At 64.0% G+C, this 17,664-nt stretch carries 15 protein-coding genes and 1 pseudogene; 11 read left to right on the forward strand and 5 right to left on the reverse strand.

Annotated features, from left to right (window positions below):
• Positions 1–38 precede the first annotated feature (38 nt).
• Both ACX82Z_RS23405 and ACX82Z_RS23410 read right to left on the reverse strand, forming a co-directional pair.
• Positions 39–3,041, reverse strand: a complete 3,003-nt coding sequence (locus tag ACX82Z_RS23405) for a Tn3 family transposase (protein ID WP_109614749.1) — start codon at positions 3,039–3,041, stop codon at positions 39–41.
• 8 nt (positions 3,042–3,049) lie between these two features.
• Positions 3,050–3,658, reverse strand: coding sequence for a recombinase family protein (locus ACX82Z_RS23410; RefSeq protein ID WP_056103234.1), 609 nt, complete (start codon positions 3,656–3,658; stop codon positions 3,050–3,052).
• 150 nt (positions 3,659–3,808) lie between these two features.
• Between ACX82Z_RS23410 and ACX82Z_RS23415 the strand changes: the two genes are divergently transcribed.
• The 9 genes and pseudogenes from ACX82Z_RS23415 (at position 3,809) to ACX82Z_RS23455 (ending at position 10,408) form a co-directional block, all read left to right on the forward strand.
• Positions 3,809–4,201, forward strand: a complete 393-nt coding sequence (locus tag ACX82Z_RS23415; RefSeq protein WP_109614750.1) for a hypothetical protein — start codon at positions 3,809–3,811, stop codon at positions 4,199–4,201.
• Positions 4,202–4,275: 74 nt separating this feature from the next.
• A pseudogene (locus tag ACX82Z_RS23420) lies at positions 4,276–6,792 on the forward strand (Tn3 family transposase); the annotation flags it as partial.
• 83 nt (positions 6,793–6,875) lie between these two features.
• Complete coding sequence (locus tag ACX82Z_RS23425) at positions 6,876–7,031, forward strand: helix-turn-helix domain-containing protein (protein ID WP_459912296.1); 156 nt, start codon at positions 6,876–6,878, stop codon at positions 7,029–7,031.
• Positions 7,032–7,141: 110 nt separating this feature from the next.
• Positions 7,142–7,351, forward strand: coding sequence for a ribbon-helix-helix protein, CopG family (locus ACX82Z_RS23430; protein WP_099782321.1), 210 nt, complete (start codon positions 7,142–7,144; stop codon positions 7,349–7,351).
• 191 nt (positions 7,352–7,542) lie between these two features.
• Positions 7,543–8,418 (forward strand): helix-turn-helix domain-containing protein, encoded by an 876-nt coding sequence (locus ACX82Z_RS23435; protein ID WP_137040531.1) that lies wholly within the window; start codon positions 7,543–7,545, stop codon positions 8,416–8,418.
• 243 nt (positions 8,419–8,661) lie between these two features.
• Positions 8,662–9,285 (forward strand): nucleotide-binding protein, encoded by a 624-nt coding sequence (locus ACX82Z_RS23440; RefSeq protein WP_137040533.1) that lies wholly within the window; start codon positions 8,662–8,664, stop codon positions 9,283–9,285.
• Between the two features lie 72 nt (positions 9,286–9,357).
• Positions 9,358–9,645, forward strand: coding sequence for a ribbon-helix-helix domain-containing protein (locus ACX82Z_RS23445; RefSeq protein WP_318283779.1), 288 nt, complete (start codon positions 9,358–9,360; stop codon positions 9,643–9,645).
• 78 nt (positions 9,646–9,723) lie between these two features.
• Positions 9,724–10,113: a type II toxin-antitoxin system RelE/ParE family toxin gene (locus tag ACX82Z_RS23450; protein ID WP_019200205.1), complete on the forward strand. Its 390-nt coding sequence runs from the start codon at positions 9,724–9,726 to the stop codon at positions 10,111–10,113.
• Positions 10,091–10,408: a helix-turn-helix domain-containing protein gene (locus ACX82Z_RS23455; RefSeq protein ID WP_024899700.1), complete on the forward strand. Its 318-nt coding sequence runs from the start codon at positions 10,091–10,093 to the stop codon at positions 10,406–10,408. The genes ACX82Z_RS23450 and ACX82Z_RS23455 overlap by 23 nt, the downstream gene beginning before the upstream one ends.
• 210 nt (positions 10,409–10,618) lie before the next feature.
• Here ACX82Z_RS23455 and ACX82Z_RS23460 read toward each other — a convergent pair whose 3' ends face one another.
• Genes ACX82Z_RS23460 through ACX82Z_RS23470 form a run of 3 tightly spaced genes read right to left on the reverse strand, consistent with a single transcriptional unit; the run spans position 10,619 to position 12,986 of the window.
• Positions 10,619–11,008 (reverse strand): antitoxin PaaA2 family protein, encoded by a 390-nt coding sequence (locus ACX82Z_RS23460; RefSeq protein WP_137040535.1) that lies wholly within the window; start codon positions 11,006–11,008, stop codon positions 10,619–10,621.
• 11 nt (positions 11,009–11,019) lie between these two features.
• Positions 11,020–12,684, reverse strand: coding sequence for a type IV secretory system conjugative DNA transfer family protein (locus tag ACX82Z_RS23465; RefSeq protein WP_459912299.1), 1,665 nt, complete (start codon positions 12,682–12,684; stop codon positions 11,020–11,022).
• Positions 12,681–12,986, reverse strand: coding sequence for a mobilization protein (locus tag ACX82Z_RS23470; protein ID WP_137040537.1), 306 nt, complete (start codon positions 12,984–12,986; stop codon positions 12,681–12,683). The genes ACX82Z_RS23465 and ACX82Z_RS23470 overlap by 4 nt, the downstream gene beginning before the upstream one ends.
• Before the next feature lie 272 nt (positions 12,987–13,258).
• Between ACX82Z_RS23470 and traA the strand changes: the two genes are divergently transcribed.
• Positions 13,259–16,864, forward strand: a complete 3,606-nt coding sequence (gene traA, locus ACX82Z_RS23475; protein WP_137040539.1) for a Ti-type conjugative transfer relaxase TraA — start codon at positions 13,259–13,261, stop codon at positions 16,862–16,864.
• 11 nt (positions 16,865–16,875) lie between these two features.
• Complete coding sequence (locus tag ACX82Z_RS23480) at positions 16,876–17,622, forward strand: DUF6118 family protein (protein ID WP_137040541.1); 747 nt, start codon at positions 16,876–16,878, stop codon at positions 17,620–17,622.
• Positions 17,623–17,664: the final 42 nt, after the last annotated feature.

Here is a 17,664-nt window from a genome sequence, read left to right on the forward strand (position 1 = left end):
CTGAGTAGCAACGGAACAGAAAACACACATAAGCTTGCCTACAGGTCGTCGATTCCTGCGGTTCGGGGATCGCGCAGCGGCCTGAGTTCGCCACGCGCGATGATTTCCGGCAGTGTGAAGGCGTAACGGCCGAGCATGTTGATGTGGCCGAAGCTCAACGGGGAAAGGTGGGCGACGTCCTCGGACTTCACCTCGTATCCTTCGGCGCGCAGCTGATTGAGAGCGGCGTCCATATAGATCGTGTTCCACAGGACGACGACGTTGACCACCAGGCCGAGCGAGCCGAGCTGGTCCTCCTGACCGTCGCGATAGCGCTGGCGCAGTTCGCCACGCTTGCCGTGGAAGATCACGCGCGCCAGCCTGTGGCGATTTTCGCCGCGGTTGAGCTGTATGAGGATGCGCCGGCGATAGCTCTCGTCATCGATGAACCGCAGCAGGTAGAGCGTCTTGATCAGGCGTCCCAGCTCCTGGAGCGCACGGGCCAGTTTCATCGGGCGATCGTTGGTCTGGAGGGTGCGGGTGAGCCCGGCGGCTCGCACGACGCCGAGTTTCAGCGACCCGGCGAGGCGCAGGAGGTCGTCCCAGTGGTCGGCGATGAGGCGCACGTTGATCCGGTTCGCCGCAAGCCCGTCGAGCAGGCCGTAATCAGCTTTCCTGTCCACCCGCCAGAACCGGGAGCCGCCGATGTCGGCGATGCGAGGACTGAACTGGTAGCCGAGGAGATGGAAGATTCCGAAGATCGTGTCGGTGTAGCCTGCGGTGTCGGTCATGATCTCGGTTGGAGAAAGCTCGGTTTCCTGCTCCAGGACGAGGGCCAGGAGATAAAGGCTGTCGCGCAACGTTCCGGGAATGGTGATCGCGTTGAGGCCGGTGTACTGGTCGGACGCCAGATTGTACCAGGTGACGCCGCGCTCGTGTCCGAAGTAGTGAGGATTGGGGCCGGAATGAATGGTGCGCACCGGCACGACAAAGCGCAAGCCGTCGGCCGAGGCAACTTCGCCGCCGCCCCAGGATCGGGCGAGTGGGACCGCGTTCTGCGCCGCCACCAGTGCTGCGTTGGCGGCGGTCAGCGTCTCGGCGCGCAGAAAGTTCTGTTTCACCCAGCTCAGCCGCGATCGGCGAAGCGCCGGGCTGTCCCGCCGGACAAGCGGCTCGAAGCCAGTATTGCAGGCTTCGGCCAGGAGAACCGCGCTGACGCTCGTCGCGATGTCCTCGGCGCGTGAACCACCTTCGCTCGCGTGGGTAAAATGCTCGGCAAATCCAGTCCGCGCCTGTATTTCGAGGATAAGTTCAGGCAGATCGACATGCGGGAGTCGGGTCTCGATTTCGGTGCGAAGCGCCACGAGGCTCGGCGGCTCCTCGATCTTGTCGAGCTGCGCGACCGACAGATCGACGCCGCCGGCCGTCGTCTCGAACGACAGCGCCGGGTTGGCGGGCGCGCGATCGGCGGTTTCCCGATAGGCGAGATCAAGGCGTGTCGAAAGCCGGGTCAGTTCCTCGTCGGCCGACGCCGAGACCCCGACCGTGCGACAAACGGCCGGGCGAGCCGCTTCCCAGGCCGCGCCGGACAGAAGACCCTTGCGTGGATCGGCGTAGCGCAGCGACCGGGACGCAAAGACATCCCGCCGGCGGATCGTGCGCCGGAGCTGATCAAGTACGCACAGCCGATAGCCGAACAGGTCAATCTTGCCGTCGGCCGCTTTCAACTGGCCAATCCACTCCTTCGGTGCGAAGGCGGCGGGTGCGGGTCCAGACCGTTTGACGCCATCTTGAAGGGCACGCACGTGTTCAACGGCATCCAGGAGCGACCTGCCCGCCGGAGCCGCGTCGAGGTCGAGCCCACGCAGCAGCGCCGGCGCGAAGCGAAACTGCCCCCGGTGTTTCCTGAGTTCGGCGAAATAGACGTCGTCGGGCGGCTCGGCGAGTGCACCCACCCGGTCATAGGCGGTTTTCAGGAGATCGCGCCCCACGGTCTCGAAGATGACGGCACGAACCTCGGCGTCCGGTGTCGCCTCGTCGAACAAAACGGCGGCGGCGTCGCGCAGCTTCAGCGCAGCGGCATCGAGGTCGCGAAGCGAGCGCAGACGCGCCTCCCTTGAGGCCGCCTGCGCATTGGAAAAGATCGTCGTGGTGACGACGTCGAACAGATCGATGACGTCGTCGCTGGCGCTGGCCTCGAGTGTGCGGATGAACGCCAGAAGCGTTGCGGTCCGCCGATCGTCCGGAAGTCGGGCGACCGCCTGTGCCTTGGCAGCGGACGCGAAGCGGGCGAGCGCATTGATGCGACCAGGCGGCAGCCTGTCGATTTCCGGCAACCCTTCCGTGATGACGCGGATTTCGTCGAGACGCGCCAGCGCCCGGCTGATCTCTGGGCCGCTCTGGATATAAGGACCGTCCCGAAGGCGATCGAGGGGGCTCTGGCGGACACCTTCCGGCACCACGACGAGAGCGTCGAGCCGCTCGCGCTGTTCGGGCGTCACCTTGTCGACGAGGCGGCGGAACAGACGGGCATTGGCGCGCGCGCGAACGCGGGAGACCGTCCGCTCGAGCACCGACAGTCCCGGCAGCAAAACCTTGTTGGCGAGCAGAAAGGAAACAGCTCTATCGAACAGCGCCGAGGGCCGGTCGGTGCCGGTCCAGCAAAGGGCGTAGAGAAAGCGGCTCAGCCGGAACGACACGCCGGGATCGGTGACGGAGCGATAGCCATAGCGTGCCCGGATGCGCGGGATATGTCGCCAGCGCGCCCGGTCGTTCGCATAGGCGAAAATCGCGCCCGGATCATTGAGGCCGAGTTGCTCTGCCGCGTACCCCACGGCGGACGCCGGAGCTGTCGCAAGGTCCTCGAGAAACACCCCGAGCAGGCGAACCGATCCGAGCTGGACGGCGACGCCCAGGCGGTTGCGATCGCCGCGATGCTCGGCGACAAACGCGCGATCGGCGTCATCGAGATAGAAGTACCTGACCAACTGATCGGAGGTCGGCTCGTCCGCGAAACGACCGTAGCGCCGGACCTGGTCCTCGGTGAGGAAGCTGACCGGCACGGGCTCTCCTATTTCGCGGCGACCGAACGCTTCTTGAGAAGATCAGCGGCACGCGGGCGCGGTTGGCCCTTGCTGTCGACATAGGCATAGAGCGTCGACAGCGAGACGCCGAGCTGGGTGGCGACATCACGGGCGCTGTTTTCCCGGTCCGCCATCATCGCCATCGCGGTCTTAAGCTTCGGACGGGTCATCATCCGCGGCCGTCCGCCGGCGCGACCCCGGGCTCGCGCGGCGGCCAGACCTGCCATCGTGCGCTCATGGATGAGATCGCGCTCGAACTCGGCGAGCGTGGCGAAAATGCCAAAGACAAGTCGCCCCGTCGCCGTGGTCGTGTCGACGTCACCGGTCAGCACCTTCAGCCCGATCCCCTGCTTCTGAAGCTCGCCGACAAGCCCGACGACATGCGGCAGGGATCGTCCGATCCGGTCGAGTTTCCAGATGACAAGCGTGTCGCCCTCGCGAGCGGTGTCGAGTGCCTGGGCAAGGCCGGGCCGCTCGGTGGCGCGGCCCGAACAGACATCCTCGTAGATCTTCCGACAGCCAGCCTTTTCGAGCGCATCGCGTTGAAGGTCGAGGCTCTGCTCGGCCGTCGACACCCGCATATATCCGATCAGCATGGTGATGTTCGCCCCCTTCGTCTATCAACGTAGCGGGGGCCAGGTTTTCTGGCTATAGGTTTATCCAAGGCTTTATATGAAATCGGCAGATCGTCGCGCCAGATTCGCCGGCGTGTTGTTCCGAGGTGCAGAAAACCGGGGTTTGTTGCGATGCCCGACACAGACCACCGCCCGAATGTTCCGGACCTGCCGCCGGAAGACAAGATGGGCTTTGCCGTGCCGAAGACGCCGGCCCACTCGCTCATGCTCCTGAACCGCTACATGCGGACCGACATGCTGCAGCACATCCATGTGCGTCTTCACAAGATGAGGGATGAAAACGAGCCCGGTTCCCCTTTGCATCATATGGCGAAAAGCCTCGAACAGGTCATCGGCACCTGGGACGGCATCAACCTGGTCGAATGCTTTACCCGCAACCACCTCCATATCGATCCGGATTACGAATTCCGGCCGGAGCAGGATTACCTCCACGACATCAGGCTGATGAAGCATCACCTCAAATGCCACAGGTCAACGATCAAGGAGCTGGATCGCTGGCGCTAACGCCGTGCCGGAATGTCGGAAAGCCCACCTCGGCCGCTTAAGTGAGTTTTCTGTTCCGTTGCTACTCAATGCCCGACCTGAAGGCCTGGCTGGAGAGAACAGCCGAAACCGCCCGATCGAACGAGGATTTGGCGCGGCGTTTCGTGGAACAATGCCGGGCGACCCAGACCATACTACCGGGGATCACGGTTATCGAACGCCTTTGCGCGGATGCACTCGTTGCTGCAGAGCGACGGATCGACGCTCGGATTGCCGACCGGCTGGATGATGAGATGTGCAGCCGACTTGACGCCTTGCTGACGGAAACGGCGGACAGTTCTGTCACCCGCTTTGTCTGGCTGCGCCAGTTTGAGGTGGGCCAGAACTCGGCGGACATGAACCGGCTGCTCGACCGGTTGGAATTCTTGCAGGCCATGGCCGTGGACAGAAGCATCCTGTCGGGTGTGCCACCCCACCGTATCGCGCGCCTCCGAAGGCAAGGGGAACGATATTTCGCAGGAGATCTGCGGGATATTTCAGGCGACCGCCGCCTTGCCATCCTCGCAGTTTGCGCTTTGGAATGGCGCAGTGCCATTGCCGATGCTGTGGTCGAAAGCCATGACCGGATTGTGGGGAAGACGTGGCGTGAGGCGAAACGCGTATGCGATGCTCGGGCAGATGACGCCAAGGCTGCTTTGAAAGACACCTTGCAGGGCTTCTCAAATTTTGGATCAGCTCTGCTGGAAGCATATGAAGATCAGGCCTCCCTGATGGAGGCCGTCCAAAACGCCGGAGGCTGGTCATCGCTGAGGGGGCTTGTTTCCACCGCCGCCCAACTGACCGACACATTGGCGGCTGATCCACTGGCACATGTTGTTCACGGGTATCATCGCTTCCGACGCTATGCGCCGCGCATGCTCCGGGCGCTCGATATTCAGGCGGCCCCGGTGGCCGAACCGTTGCTTGCCGCCGCCGACATCGTCGCGGGTACGGAAACGACAACTACCCGGCCACTGACCTTTCTGCGCCGGGCTTCGAAATGGCATCGACACTTGAATCACGACGATGGGAACCGGCTTTGGGAGGTGGCGGTCCTGTGCCACCTACGCGACGCATTCCGTGCCGGCGACATCTGGCTCGCACATTCCCGCCGGTATGGTGATCTCAAGGACGCGCTGGTTCCGACGGAAGTTGCCAGGGCCACGCCAAAACTGGCCATGCCGTTTGAACCGGAGCTCTGGCTCGCGGATCGAAAATCTCGCCTAGCAGATGGCTTGGAACGACTGGCCCGCGCCGCCAGGGCGGGTGCCATTCCGGGAGGTTCTATCGAAGATGGCGTGCTCAAGATCGACCGTCTGACGGCCGCTGTCCCCGAAGAGGCCGATGCCATGGTGCTCGATCTCTACAACCGCCTGCCAGAGATCAGGATCACAGACCTCCTGCTCGAAGTGGATGACGAGATCGGCTTTACCGAGGCCTTCACCCATCTGCGCACCGGCGTTCCATGCAAAGACAGGGTCGGCATGTTGAACGTGCTGCTGGCTGAGGGGCTGAACCTTGGCCTCAGCAAAATGGCTGGGGCCACGAACACCCATGATTATTTCCAGCTCTCGCGCTTGTCGCGCTGGCATGTGGAAAGCGAGGCGATGGCACGCGCCTTGGCCATGGTGATCGAAGGTCAATCTGCCTTGCCGATGGCCCGGTTTTGGGGCGCAGGGCAGACCGCTTCGAGCGACGGGCAATTCTTCCCGACCACGCGCCAGGGCGAGGCGATGAACCTGATCAACGCCAAATACGGCCATGAACCCGGTCTGAAAGCCTATACCCATGTCTCTGACCAGTTCGGCCCTTTCGCCACCCAGACCATCCCGGCCACGGTGAACGAGGCCCCTTACATCCTGGACGGCCTGTTGATGACAGACGCAGGTCAGAAAATCCGCGAACAGTATGCCGACACGGGCGGCTTTACCGACCACGTCTTCGCCGTCACTGCCCTTCTGGGCTTTCAGTTCATCCCCCGCATCCGGGATCTGCCATCCAAGCGCCTCTACCTCTTCAATCCGGCATCCTGCCCGAAAGAATTGAAGGGGTTGATCGGCGGCAAGGTCAGGGAACCTGTCATCAGCTCGAACTGGCCCGACATCCTACGCGCAGCGGCCACCATGGTGGCGGGCGCGATGCCGCCAAGCCAACTCTTGCGAAAATTCGCTGCATATCCCCGACAGCATGAACTTGCGGTCGCATTGCGCGAAATCGGCCGGATCGAACGGACGCTGTTCATCATCGATTGGCTGCTGGATGCCGACATGCAACGCCGTGCCCAAATCGGCCTGAATAAGGGCGAAGCGCATCATGCGCTGAAAAACGCCCTGCGCATAGGGCGCCAAGGTGAAATCCGTGATCGAACAGCCCAAGGCCAGCACTTCCGAATGGCCGGGCTGAACCTCCTCGCCGCCATCATCATTTACTGGAACACCAGACATCTCGGTCACGCTGTCGATAGTCGCCGCAGTGATGGTTTGGACTGCTCAGCAAACCTTCTGGCGCATATTTCACCCCTCGGGTGGGCGCACATCCTTCTCACCGGTGAATACAGGTGGCCCAAAAGATGACCAAACGGCCTTAGCGTAGGATTCTGCACTCTCCGGCATCAGACCCCACGAGCGCCGGCCGGATCGCGGCGAAAGCCCGAGGCGTGAAGTTCGGCCCCTCCCCTGCCCTGTCGGCCGAGCAGATCGCCCATGCCCGCCAGCTTATCCATGACGACAAGAAGCCGGTGGCGGAAGTCGCCCGGCTCTTGGGTGTGCATCGCGCCACGCTCTACCGGGCGCTTGAGAACGCATTGACGTGAATACGCATTGACGTAACCACGTTTAGTTGCCGGCCCTAGAAGTAGTGCCTTTCTCGCCCCCTTACGCAAAGGGTTGCAGAATCGGGCGGTTTCGGGTCTTTCTAGTAACGATGAAAAGCGATTCTGATAGGATTCGGAGGGACGTGGCCGCGCACCGACAAAGGTTGCGAGAGGCTGGCCGCACCTTCGTAAACACCGATCTTCCCGTTGAGCTGGTCGCGCGACTTGACCGGATCAAGGAAGAACGGGGCGCATCATCGCGCGCGCCGATCATTGAGGAAGCGTTGAGGTTCTATATCGAAGCGAAGCAAGGGACATAACGGCAAAACGCCCGACCGTTGGCGCGGTCGAGCGTTTTTGTAGGCCGTCAGACACACCGTAGAGACGGGGCCAAAGCTCTCCCCTTATCTACGCTACAGCACTCCAATCCGCAAGATTGATTCTTGCGGGAACGGGTAAGTCGTGCCTGCCGTCCGCGCCGTCATGTCCTTCAAATGGAAGGACGACAGGCATGTTGAGGACGCAGATCGCGGCCGCGATCGGCTGCGCGCGCGCAAGCGCGCTTGATGAGATCATGCGGGAGGTATGGACGCGCTATAGCGCCGGCCAGCTCACCGAGGAAGACGCCGGGCAGCTCTCCACGCTCGCCCATGAGCGCCGCGAGGCGTGGCGGGGATCGGGACAGGCCGGGCTTGGCCTGGTCATGCCCCCGGCCGAGCGATGCTCGACGCCAGTTCGCCGGCATAGTCATATCCGGGGCCGATCGGAGGGCCGGATATGGCGGCCGACGACGCGCAAGGACGTTCAGGCAATCTTGAAGGCGGCCGAAATCTACAATGAGGCCGGCTTGCACGAGAAGGGCGAGCGAAGCGGCCCGCTAGGATCGGTGGCGCTCGACGTGCTGCGGCTGTTCGTCAATCTCATAGACTTCCGCACCGGCCGGCTAGAGCCGTCAATCACCACGATCATGGATCGGCTAGGCCGGTCGCGCGATACGATCGTGCGGGCGCTGAAGAACCTGCGGGCGCATGGTTTCATCGACTGGCTGCGGCGCTACGAGCCGACCGGCAATGAGGGGCGCGGCCCACAGGTCCAGCAGACGAGCAACGCCTATCGCCTGTCCTTGCCGGAAAAGGCCCGTCAGTTTCTCGGCAGGTTCGGCAAGGCCCCGCCCCCGCCTGCCGATCATGGACAGGATCAGCAGGCATGGAGCGAGGCAATCGACGCCTACAAGACCACCCTGCCCCTCGATGAGCGGACGCAGCTCGACGCCGGCGATAGTCCGCTCGGTAAGGCCCTCGTGATGCTGGCAAAGAGTGTGATGAAACGTGAGTCCGATAACCAGACTGAATCCCCATCTGATCTTTATCTAAGAGGGCAAACATAAGCGGTCGCCGCTGTTCGGGCCGCTTTCGCGGCCCTGCGGCGGTTCCGATCCGCTTATAGGGCGGATCGGGAAGCGGAAACCTCACAGCAAAACCGCCGCGTTTGCGCCGGCGGCAACCGTCCTATGGGCTTTCGAGAGGGAGTGAAGGGCAAGGGCGGCGCTTAATCTTTGCTGCATTGCCAGCAATAAGGCATTTAAGCAAAAATTCTTGCCGTCAATGCGGCTTGCTGCTATGCCAGCAATATGAAAACAATCGCCATAGTCAGCCAAAAGGGCGGGGCTGGAAAAACCACCCTCGCCTTGCACCTTGCCACGGCCGCCGAGGCGGCCGGGCTTCCCGCCGCTATCATCGACCTTGACCCCCAGGCAAGCGCCGCCGGATGGGGCGATAGCCGACAAGGTGAGGCCCCGGTTGTCGTCGCGCTTCCTCACACTCGTTTGCCGCAAGGCTTGCAGGCCGCGACCGATGGCGGGGCCGAGCTGGTCGTGATCGACACCGCGCCGCACTCGGAAGCGGCCGCAATGGCAGCAACGCGATCGGCCGACCTGGTGTTGATCCCATGTCGAGCCGGAATCCTCGATCTTCGTGCGATCGGAAGCACGGCCGAGTTGGTAAAACTCGCCCAAAAGCCGGCCTTTGTCGTTTTGAACGCCGTGCCGCCACGCGCCACGCAGCTCCTGGCCGATGCGCGGGAAGCCGTTCAGGTTCACGGCTTGGAAGTTGCCCCCGTCGCCTTCCAGCAGCGGGCGGCTTTCGGACATGCGCTCACGGCCGGCAAAACCGCGCCAGAGTATGAGCCGGCCGGCAAAGCCAGCGAGGAAGTGTCCGAATTGCTGACCTGGCTTAGAGGCCAATTGCTGATTTGACGGCAAACTGTATTGCCAGCAATAAGGCATAATGGTATTGCTGGCAAACTGGCAGTTTGATGGGATAAAACCATGTCGAAAAGACCGAGTTTAGCCGCGAGCATGAAGGCCGTGGGCGCGCAGACCCCGCCGCCTGTTACAGCTATCGTGGAATCCGCCCCCGCCCCCGCGTCGGCTCCGGATCGTGCCGAGGGCAAGCGTTACCATGCCGCTACGCGGGCCGGAATGAAGCGGGTGACGGTCGTGGTCGAGCCGGAGGAACATCGCCGGGTTAAGCGGCTGTCAGCCGACACCGACCGCTCCATTGAAGACCTCATGCGCGAGGCGCTTGCCGACTTGCTGGCAAAACATAATGCTTGATTGCCAGCAAAGCGGGGATGCGATAAGGACCTTGAAGTGTAACGCTATGTGTCATACATTCAGGGGCGAGGAAGTCGCGTGAGGGTTTTCAAAAACAGCCGGTTTCACAAGTTTGCCCGAAAGGAGAAAATCTCTGACGCGATGCTTTGTGAGGCTGTAGAGCGGGCCGAGCGCGGCCAGATCGACGCCGATCTAGGGGCCGGCCTTATCAAGCAGCGAGTCGCGCGGCCTGGCGCTGGAAAGTCTGGCGGCTTCCGGACGCTGGTTTTCTTCCGCGCGGAGACGAGGGCGGTTTTCGCGTTCGGGTTTGCCAAGAGCGATATGGCGAACCTTGATGATGCGGAAGAAGCCTACTTGAAGAAGGCCGCAAAGTTGGTCTTGGGGTTTGCAGATGCGCAGATGGACGCGGAAGTTGCTGCGGGTCGAATGTTCGAGGTGAATTGCGATGAGCAAGACTTACAAGAGTGAAGCTCTGGCGGCCGTCCATGAGATGATGGAAGGCTTCTATGAGTCCGGCGCGATCGACAAGCAGACGATGCGCGAATTTGACGAGGGGTGTCTGACAACCGTTGAGCCGCTGACCCCCGAGGAAATCCGTTCTATTCGTGAGCGTGAGCGTATCTCGCAGCCTGTCTTTGCCCGCTATCTCAACGTGAGTAAGGGGCTGGTGTCAGATTGGGAACGTGGGGTGAAGAAGCCCGGCGGGCCGGCGCTGCGGCTGCTGACCGTTATTCAGAAAAGGGGTCTTGAGGCGATTGCCTGATTGCTGGCAATTTGGCAAGTTGTCTGCCTGCATCCCGCCCCCGGCCGTCCCTACGGCCCTAGATGATGAGAGCGGGCCGGCCGGGGGCTACCGTCGCGGGTGTGGCCTGGTTGAGCGAAGCCGGCGAGTAGCCGGCCCCGGCCCGGAGGGAACGCGCTCCCACATAGCGCCGAAGTGACCGGAGGGCCGCAAGAGAGAAGTCCCGGCGCTTTAGCGCCGGGTCCGCTTTTCCCATCTGGCCGGTTCGGGGCGCGGCTGTTTCAGCGCCTCGCGCATTTCGGCCATAGCCTCTTTATGGGGAATGGCTGGCCGAGGGTCAGCGATCGCGGCCTTGATGCTTCGATTCAGCAGCTCCTGGCGCAGATCGGCATGGGGTTCCAGTTCTTCATGCTCGCCCACGATCACGAACACGGCTTCGGACGGATCGAGGTATTTCCCGCGTTCGATCCTGTCGAGCAGCCACAGGGCCAGCGACGGCGGCAAATAGGCTTCAAACCGCAAGCCGCCCTTGGCGGCCTGGTCGCGGAGCCGCTTAGCCTGTTCGACGGCATGGGCCTTGTCGGCGGGATCGGGCCATTCGGGCGCATCGGTGTCGGTCATGGTTTCATCCTTCATGCCTGGTCGAACAGCCCCCGAAATTCTGCATCGGCGTAATAGGCGAGCTTTCCGGCGACGATCGGCCGTTGCCCGGCGAGGAACAGCAATTCGACATGCTGCGGCAGGTTGCGGACCTCATCCGGGGTCAGCAGCGGCCGGGCGGTGTGTTGCTCGCCGTAGGAGAGGCCGGATTTGTCGGAGTCGAGCGCCCGGCTCATGGTCTGGAACACAACGGTTTCCTGCCCGAGCAGATCGGAGACAAGCCGGGCGCTGTCGTGATCGTTGACGCCGAACACCTGTAGGACGCCGGCGTTTGACAGGAAGGTGCCGGCGCGCTGCCCGTAGGTGGCGCGGAGCTGGTGAACGTCTTGCAGGATCGGCCAGAGCTGGACGCCATAGCCGGCCATGAGGCCCATTGCGCGCTCGACGGGGGCGAGGTGGCCGAGGGCGGCGAACTCATCCAGCAGGTAGAGGACCGGCACGGCCGGCTTGGTAGGATCGCGCGCCATGTCGGTCAGGCTTTGGGCGACGAGCAGGCGCAGCCATCGGGAATAGGTGGCAAGGCGATCGGGCGGCAGGACGAGGAACACCGAGGCGTTGCGGCGCTTGAGATCGGCAAAGCGGAAATCCGAGCGGCCGAGGACCGCGACCATGCGCGGGCTGTCGAGGAAATGGGTATGGCGCTGCGCGGCCGAGAGGACGCCGGCCGCTTCCCGGTCGGATTTGCCGAGATGGCGGTTTGCGGCGCGGGCGATCAGGCCGCCGGCGGCCGTTGACGCCTGCATGTCCTTCAGGAGCGCCGCGAAGGCTTCAGGGGCGAGGGTGAGGGCTTCGCGCAGGGTGGCGAGGTTTCGCCTGTCGCGCGGCTCGCTGGCGGCAATATGGAGGATCAGGCCGGCAATGAGCGCCTTGGCTTCCTCGTTCCAATGCGCCTCGCCGGCCATGCCCGGTTCATCGAACACGAGGGCGTCGGCCAAGGTGCTTGCATCTTCCGCGACATCGAGGCCGGCCGGGTCGAGCTGGTCGAGCGGATTGAAGGCGGCCGAGGGCTGGCCGGTGACGCCGAAGGGGTCGAGGACGTGGACCGGGCCGAAGGTCTGGCGGGCGCGGCCGGCGATCTTGGCATTTTCGCCCTTGGGGTCGATGCAGATCACGGAGCGGTCGGCGGTGAGCAGGTTAGGGATGATGGTTCCCACGCCCTTGCCGGTGCGCGTCGGTGCCATCGTCAGCAGATGGGCCGGGCCGTCATAGCGCAGGAGCTTTTCGGTCTTGCCGTCGCGGCCGATCAGCAGGCCGGAATCGGTGCGGGCGAGGGCGGCCGTTTCCTTGTCGGTGGCGAAGCGGGCCGAGCCGTGGGTTTCGCCGTCCATATCCCCGAAATGGATAATCAGCGGATTGGTGAGGAAGCGGAAGGCGAGCGCGAGCACTACCAGCAGCGTGACGAGATCGAGCAGGAGAACCGGAACCGAGCCGACGCGGAAGCCGATTTGTTCGAGAGCGAAGCGGCCGCCGAAGCCGACGACGAACAGGACGATAACAAGGAGGAACAGAAGCCCGAGAAGCGGTTTCCAGATGCGGAAGGGGGCGGCGAGCAGAGCGACGAACGCCCATAGCGGATCACGCGCGGCCTGCCGCATCATGTTCTTGAACGCGGTCCATGCAAGTCTTGCCTGACTCATGCGTCCGTCCCCCCGGCGCTGCCTGTCGTGTCCCCGGCCGGCGCGTTGCCGATCAGATCAGCAAACAGTTCCTTGTCACCGGGGCGCGTCAGGAAGTCGGGCAGCTCACGCTTGAGCCATTCGCCCAAGCGCCGGGAAAATTCCTCATCCTTGCCGCTTTCGAGGCGATGCAGCACGAGCGCGCCGAGCAGCACCTTGCGGCGCGTGTTGTTGGCGCGTTCCTGTTTGCCGAGCCGGGCCTTGAGGGTGGCGCGCTGCGCATCCAGTTCGGCCAAGCGTTGTTCGATCGTTTTGCGCGCCATTCCTCAAATCTCCTTTTCCGGTTGTTCGCCTAGACTATCATTCCCGGCGGTCTTTTCCAGCGTTTGCCCGTCGCACTTGAGTTTTCGGCGGTTTTGCAGCACAATCCGTGCCTCAGTTCATCGCATCGACCTTGCCGCGAGCGCCACACCGAGCGACGAAAAAGCGAAGCGATTGAGTTGATAAGGGCGCACTTACGAGTTACTCCGCAACTCAGCGCGCCACCAGCTTGGAGGCTGGCGGAAAGTGCAGAAACGGCATCGGAGCTTGTTGCTTGGCGATCTACCATTTGAGCATGAAGCCAGTTTCGCGGGCGTCGGGTCGTAGCGCCGTCGCCTCAATGGCTTATCGTGCCGGGGAGAAGCTGACCAACGAGCGCGACGGGATCACACATGACTACACGGCCAAGCAGGGCGTGGAACATGCGGAGATCGTCTTACCGGAAGGCGTGAACGCCGAATGGGCGCGGGATAGGTCGGACTTGTGGAACGCCGCCGAGTTTGCCGAGAAGCGGAAAGACGCCCGCGTAGCGCGAGAGTTCGAGATTGCCTTGCCGCATGAGCTTTCGGCCGAGCAGCGACTAGAGGCAACGCGGGAGTTCGCGCAGGAATTGGCCGACCGCTACGGCGCGGCCGTGGATTTCGCCATTCATGCGCCGCACGAGGCCAGCGACGTTCGCAATCATCATGCGCATGTGATGATGACCACGCGGCAGGTGACGGAGGACGGTCTAGGCGACAAGACCTATCTTGAGCGCGAAAACAAATGGCTGTTGGCGCACGACCTGCCGACGACCGACATGCAGCTCCGCGACCTTCGCCAGCGATGGGAGGGGATCGCCAACGAGCGCCTTGCGATGGCCGGGCTGGATATTCGCATCGACCATCGTTCGCACATGGAGCGCGGGCTAGAGATCGCGCCGACCGAACATATGGGCGTCCATGCCTCGCAGATGGAGCGGCGCGGCCTCGACGTGTCGCGGTCGCGGCTGGACGAGGGTGCGGCCCGGCGCAATGCCGAGCTGATCCAGGAGAAGCCCGAACAGGTTCTAACCCTCATCACCGGGGAAAAGAGCGTGTTCGACCGGCACGACGTTGCGCGGGCGCTGCATCGCTACATCAACGACGACCCGCAGGAGTTCCAGAGCGCCTTTGCGAAGGTGATGGCCTCGCCGGCGCTGGTCGAGTTGCAGGCCGAGCGCGCGGACCCGGCAACGGGCGAGATCGAGCTTGCCCGGTATTCGACGCGGGAAATGGTCGAGATCGAATCCGGCATGATCGAGAGCGCGCAGCGGATGCACGGCGCGCATGGTCATGGCGTCGATCGCCGGCATGTCGAGCGGGCGATAGAGCGGCAGGACGCCGCCATTCAGCGCAGCGCCGGCGATGCTTCCGCCCGGCTGTCCGACGAGCAGTGCCGGGCGATCGAGCATATTACCGGACCGGAGCGGATCGCGGCCGTTGTCGGTTATGCCGGCGCTGGCAAGTCCACCATGCTCGCCGCCGCGCGCGAGGCATGGGAGGCCGAGGGCTATCAGGTCCACGGCGCGGCCCTGTCGGGGAAGGCGGCCGAGGGCTTGGAGGAATCTTCCGGCATCCAGAGCCGCACCCTCGCGTCATGGTCCCACGGTTGGGAGAACGACCGCGGCACGATCGGCCGCGGCGACGTGTTCGTGATCGACGAGGCCGGGATGGTCGGGAGCCGCCAGCTCGCCCGCTTCGTTGGCGAGGCCGAGGCGCGCGGGGCGAAGATCGTCCTTGTAGGCGACCATGAGCAGTTGCAGGCGATCGGGGCCGGCGCACCGTTCCGCGCGATCACGGAGGAAATCGGCCATGCCGAGCTGTCCGAGATTCGCCGGCAGCGCGTGGACTGGCAGCGGGAGGCGTCGGTTGACTTCGCCACGCACCGGACGGCTGAGGGGCTGGCGGCCTATCGGGATCACGGCGCTATCAGCTTTGCGGAAACCGGCGAGGACGCGCGGGGCCAGATCGTGCGCGATTACCTTGCCGACCGCGATGAGCGCCCGGACAGCACCCGGGTTGCGATGGCGCATCGCCGGGCCGATGTTCGCGCCATCAATGACGCGATCAGGACCGAGCTACAGGACCGGGGCGAGCTGGCACGCGGGGAAGACGCCGGCGCGCTGACCTTCCAGACCAATGACGGCAAGCGGGAGTTCGCGCCGGGCGACCGCATCGTGTTCCTTGAGAACAATCGCGACCTTGGCGTGAAAAACGGGATGCTAGGCACCGTCGATCATGTCGAGCCGGGCCGCATCATCGCCACGCTGGACGGCCGGGGCGGCGATAGCGTCAGCGTCCCGATGGGCGACTATCAGGCGATCGACCACGGCTATGCGACGACGATTCACAAAAATCAGGGGGCGACGGTCGATCGGTCCTATGTGATGGCGTCGGGGACGATGGACCGGCATCTAACCTATGTCGCCATGACCCGGCATCGTGACGGGGTGCAGCTCTACGCCGCACAGGACGAGTTCACCAATGCCGGCCGGCTGGTCGAGCATGGGGCCGCGCCCTTCGAGCATGACCCGCAGAAATCCGGCAGCTATTTCGTGACGCTGGAAAACGACAAAGGCGAGCGCCGCACCCTATGGGGCGTCGATCTTGAGCGGGCGATGAAGGAGGCCGCGCCCGAGATCGGGGAGAAGATCGGCCTACAGCATGAGGGTTCCACCCCTGTCACCTTGCCGGATGGGACGCAGACGCACCGCAACACATGGAAGGTTCAGGACGCCGGCGATCTGGCCTATAGCCAGCTAGAGCGCCGCCTGTCCCGGTCGGGCGTGAAGGAAACGACGCTCGATTATACGCGCGACTTTGCCGAGCGGCGCGGGATCGCGGAGCAAATGGGCGTCCGCAGCGAGATCGAGATTCCGGCCGAGCGCGCGGCCGGGCTACGTGCGGAGCGGGAGTCGACGGCCGGGGATCATGCGCTTGATCGCAGATCCTCGCAAAAAGTCGGTGCGGATCTCGCGCAGGATCTTCGTGCAGATCCGCGCGAGGATCTCGCCGGCGATCGACAGCAGCGCCGCAATCCGTTCGAGGGCCTGAAACTCGGGCGCGGCGCGGCGGCCGAGGGGCCGCAGCAGGATCACGCCGGCGAGGACGGCCCGCAGATCGACCAGAACAGGCCGCAGCAGGCCGAGAAGCAGCGGCGCGGTATGTTCGCCGGCCTCAAGCTCAATGCGCGTCCTGCCCCCTCGCAGGAGCGCAGCGAGCGGCCGGAAAGGGAAGGGAGCTTGCGGCCGGCGCCGGCGCCCGACCGGCTGGCCGAGCGGGCGCGGGGGCCGTCGCCGCTTGAGGCGGCCGTTGACCGATATTCGCGGGCTTATCAGTCGATCGACCAGCACCGGCGCGAGGGCCTGCCCGTTCTCGACATGCAGCGGCAGGAAATGCGCGATGCCGGCCAGCAGCTCGACCAGGTGCGCGGCGGCATGAAAGATTTGATGCGCTCGACGCTGGAAAACGACCCGGCGACCGCGCGCGCCATGACCGAGCTTTCCGGCCGGGAGCGTGTCGCGCAGGTCATCGACGGGATGAAGCGCGAAAACGCTGCCCTGCAAGACCCCAATGTCAGGGCCGAGCGGTTCGTTGAACGCTGGCAGGAACTACAGGGGCAGCGCCGGGAGCTTCGCGGCTGGCAACATGACGATGCCCGCGCCAAGGTCGAAAGCCACATGAACGGCATGACCAAGAGCCTTGAGCGTGACCCGCAGGTAGATTCCATCCTGCGCAATCGCCGGCAGGAACTTGGAATCGGGCAGGAGCTTCGCCGCGAGCAGACCATTGCCCGCGCGCTGCAAGACGAAATGACACGCGGCCACCGGCTTAGCCGGGGCATCGGCATGGAAAGGTAGGCACAGAGAACATGGCGGAGCTGGACGACGACAGGGAAGGAATCGAGCCGGAAGCACTGGACGAGGACGCCGGCGACCCGGCCGCCGCGTTCGACGCGCTACGGCGCACGATCGAGACGCAGGGCGCGCAGATCGGCGCGGAAATGACCGTGATGCGGCGCGGGCTGGAAGCGGCCTTCGACCAGCTCGAAAAGATCGAGCCGGCGCAGGACTACAAGCCCCAGCTCGCCCAGCTCGTGCAGGCGCTCGACAATGTTGCGGAGCGGATGCACGGCGTAGAGCAATCGCCCATTCTCAAGCAGGGCGCGCAGCACTATGCGGCGGTCCTCGAGCGCAGCGGCGAGGCCCTGATACGCACCGCCGCGCAGCAGCTCGAGCGGCAGGCGTCCGACCTCGAGCGCGCCGGCCGGAACCTCGCTGCGCATGTCGCCGGCGCGCGGGAGCGCGACCGGCAAAACTGGTGGCTTGTCGTCGCCTTCGCTGTAGGCCTGCTCGCCGGCGCGCTGGTGATGCTGTTCCTTCCGCGCCTGTTGCCGTTCTCGGCCGCGCCGCGTGTCGCCAGCGTCGTCATGGGCGAAAGGCCGTGGCAGGCCGGTATGAGCCTCATGGCGTTCGGCAGCCCGGAAGCATGGCAGCGGGTGGCGTCGGCCGACCAGCTCATTGAGGCGAACAGGGACGCGGTAGCGGCTTGTTGGGAGGCCGCGCGCACGTCCGGCGAGGATCAGCGTTGCACCATCACCGTGAAAGCGACGGAATGATCGGCGTTTTCACTCGGCAAACAAGTGTAGAGATCACTTAGG

The sequence above is a fragment of the Aliihoeflea sp. PC F10.4 genome, assembly GCF_054612275.1.

Bases quoted from the DNA above. Each gene is read 5' to 3' on its own strand.
- ACX82Z_RS23410 (WP_056103234.1), bottom strand. From the start codon at position 3,658: ATGCTGATCGGATATATGCGGGTGTCGACGGCCGAGCAGAGCCTCGAC.
- ACX82Z_RS23415 (WP_109614750.1), top strand. From the start codon at position 3,809: ATGCCCGACACAGACCACCGCCCGAATGTTCCGGACCTGCCGCCGGAA.
- ACX82Z_RS23430 (WP_099782321.1), top strand. From the start codon at position 7,142: ATGAAAAGCGATTCTGATAGGATTCGGAGGGACGTGGCCGCGCACCGA.
- ACX82Z_RS23435 (WP_137040531.1), top strand. From the start codon at position 7,543: ATGTTGAGGACGCAGATCGCGGCCGCGATCGGCTGCGCGCGCGCAAGC.
- ACX82Z_RS23440 (WP_137040533.1), top strand. From the start codon at position 8,662: ATGAAAACAATCGCCATAGTCAGCCAAAAGGGCGGGGCTGGAAAAACC.
- ACX82Z_RS23445 (WP_318283779.1), top strand. From the start codon at position 9,358: ATGTCGAAAAGACCGAGTTTAGCCGCGAGCATGAAGGCCGTGGGCGCG.
- ACX82Z_RS23455 (WP_024899700.1), top strand. From the start codon at position 10,091: ATGAGCAAGACTTACAAGAGTGAAGCTCTGGCGGCCGTCCATGAGATG.
- ACX82Z_RS23460 (WP_137040535.1), bottom strand. From the start codon at position 11,008: ATGACCGACACCGATGCGCCCGAATGGCCCGATCCCGCCGACAAGGCC.
- ACX82Z_RS23465 (WP_459912299.1), bottom strand. From the start codon at position 12,684: ATGAGTCAGGCAAGACTTGCATGGACCGCGTTCAAGAACATGATGCGG.
- ACX82Z_RS23470 (WP_137040537.1), bottom strand. From the start codon at position 12,986: ATGGCGCGCAAAACGATCGAACAACGCTTGGCCGAACTGGATGCGCAG.
- ACX82Z_RS23480 (WP_137040541.1), top strand. From the start codon at position 16,876: ATGGCGGAGCTGGACGACGACAGGGAAGGAATCGAGCCGGAAGCACTG.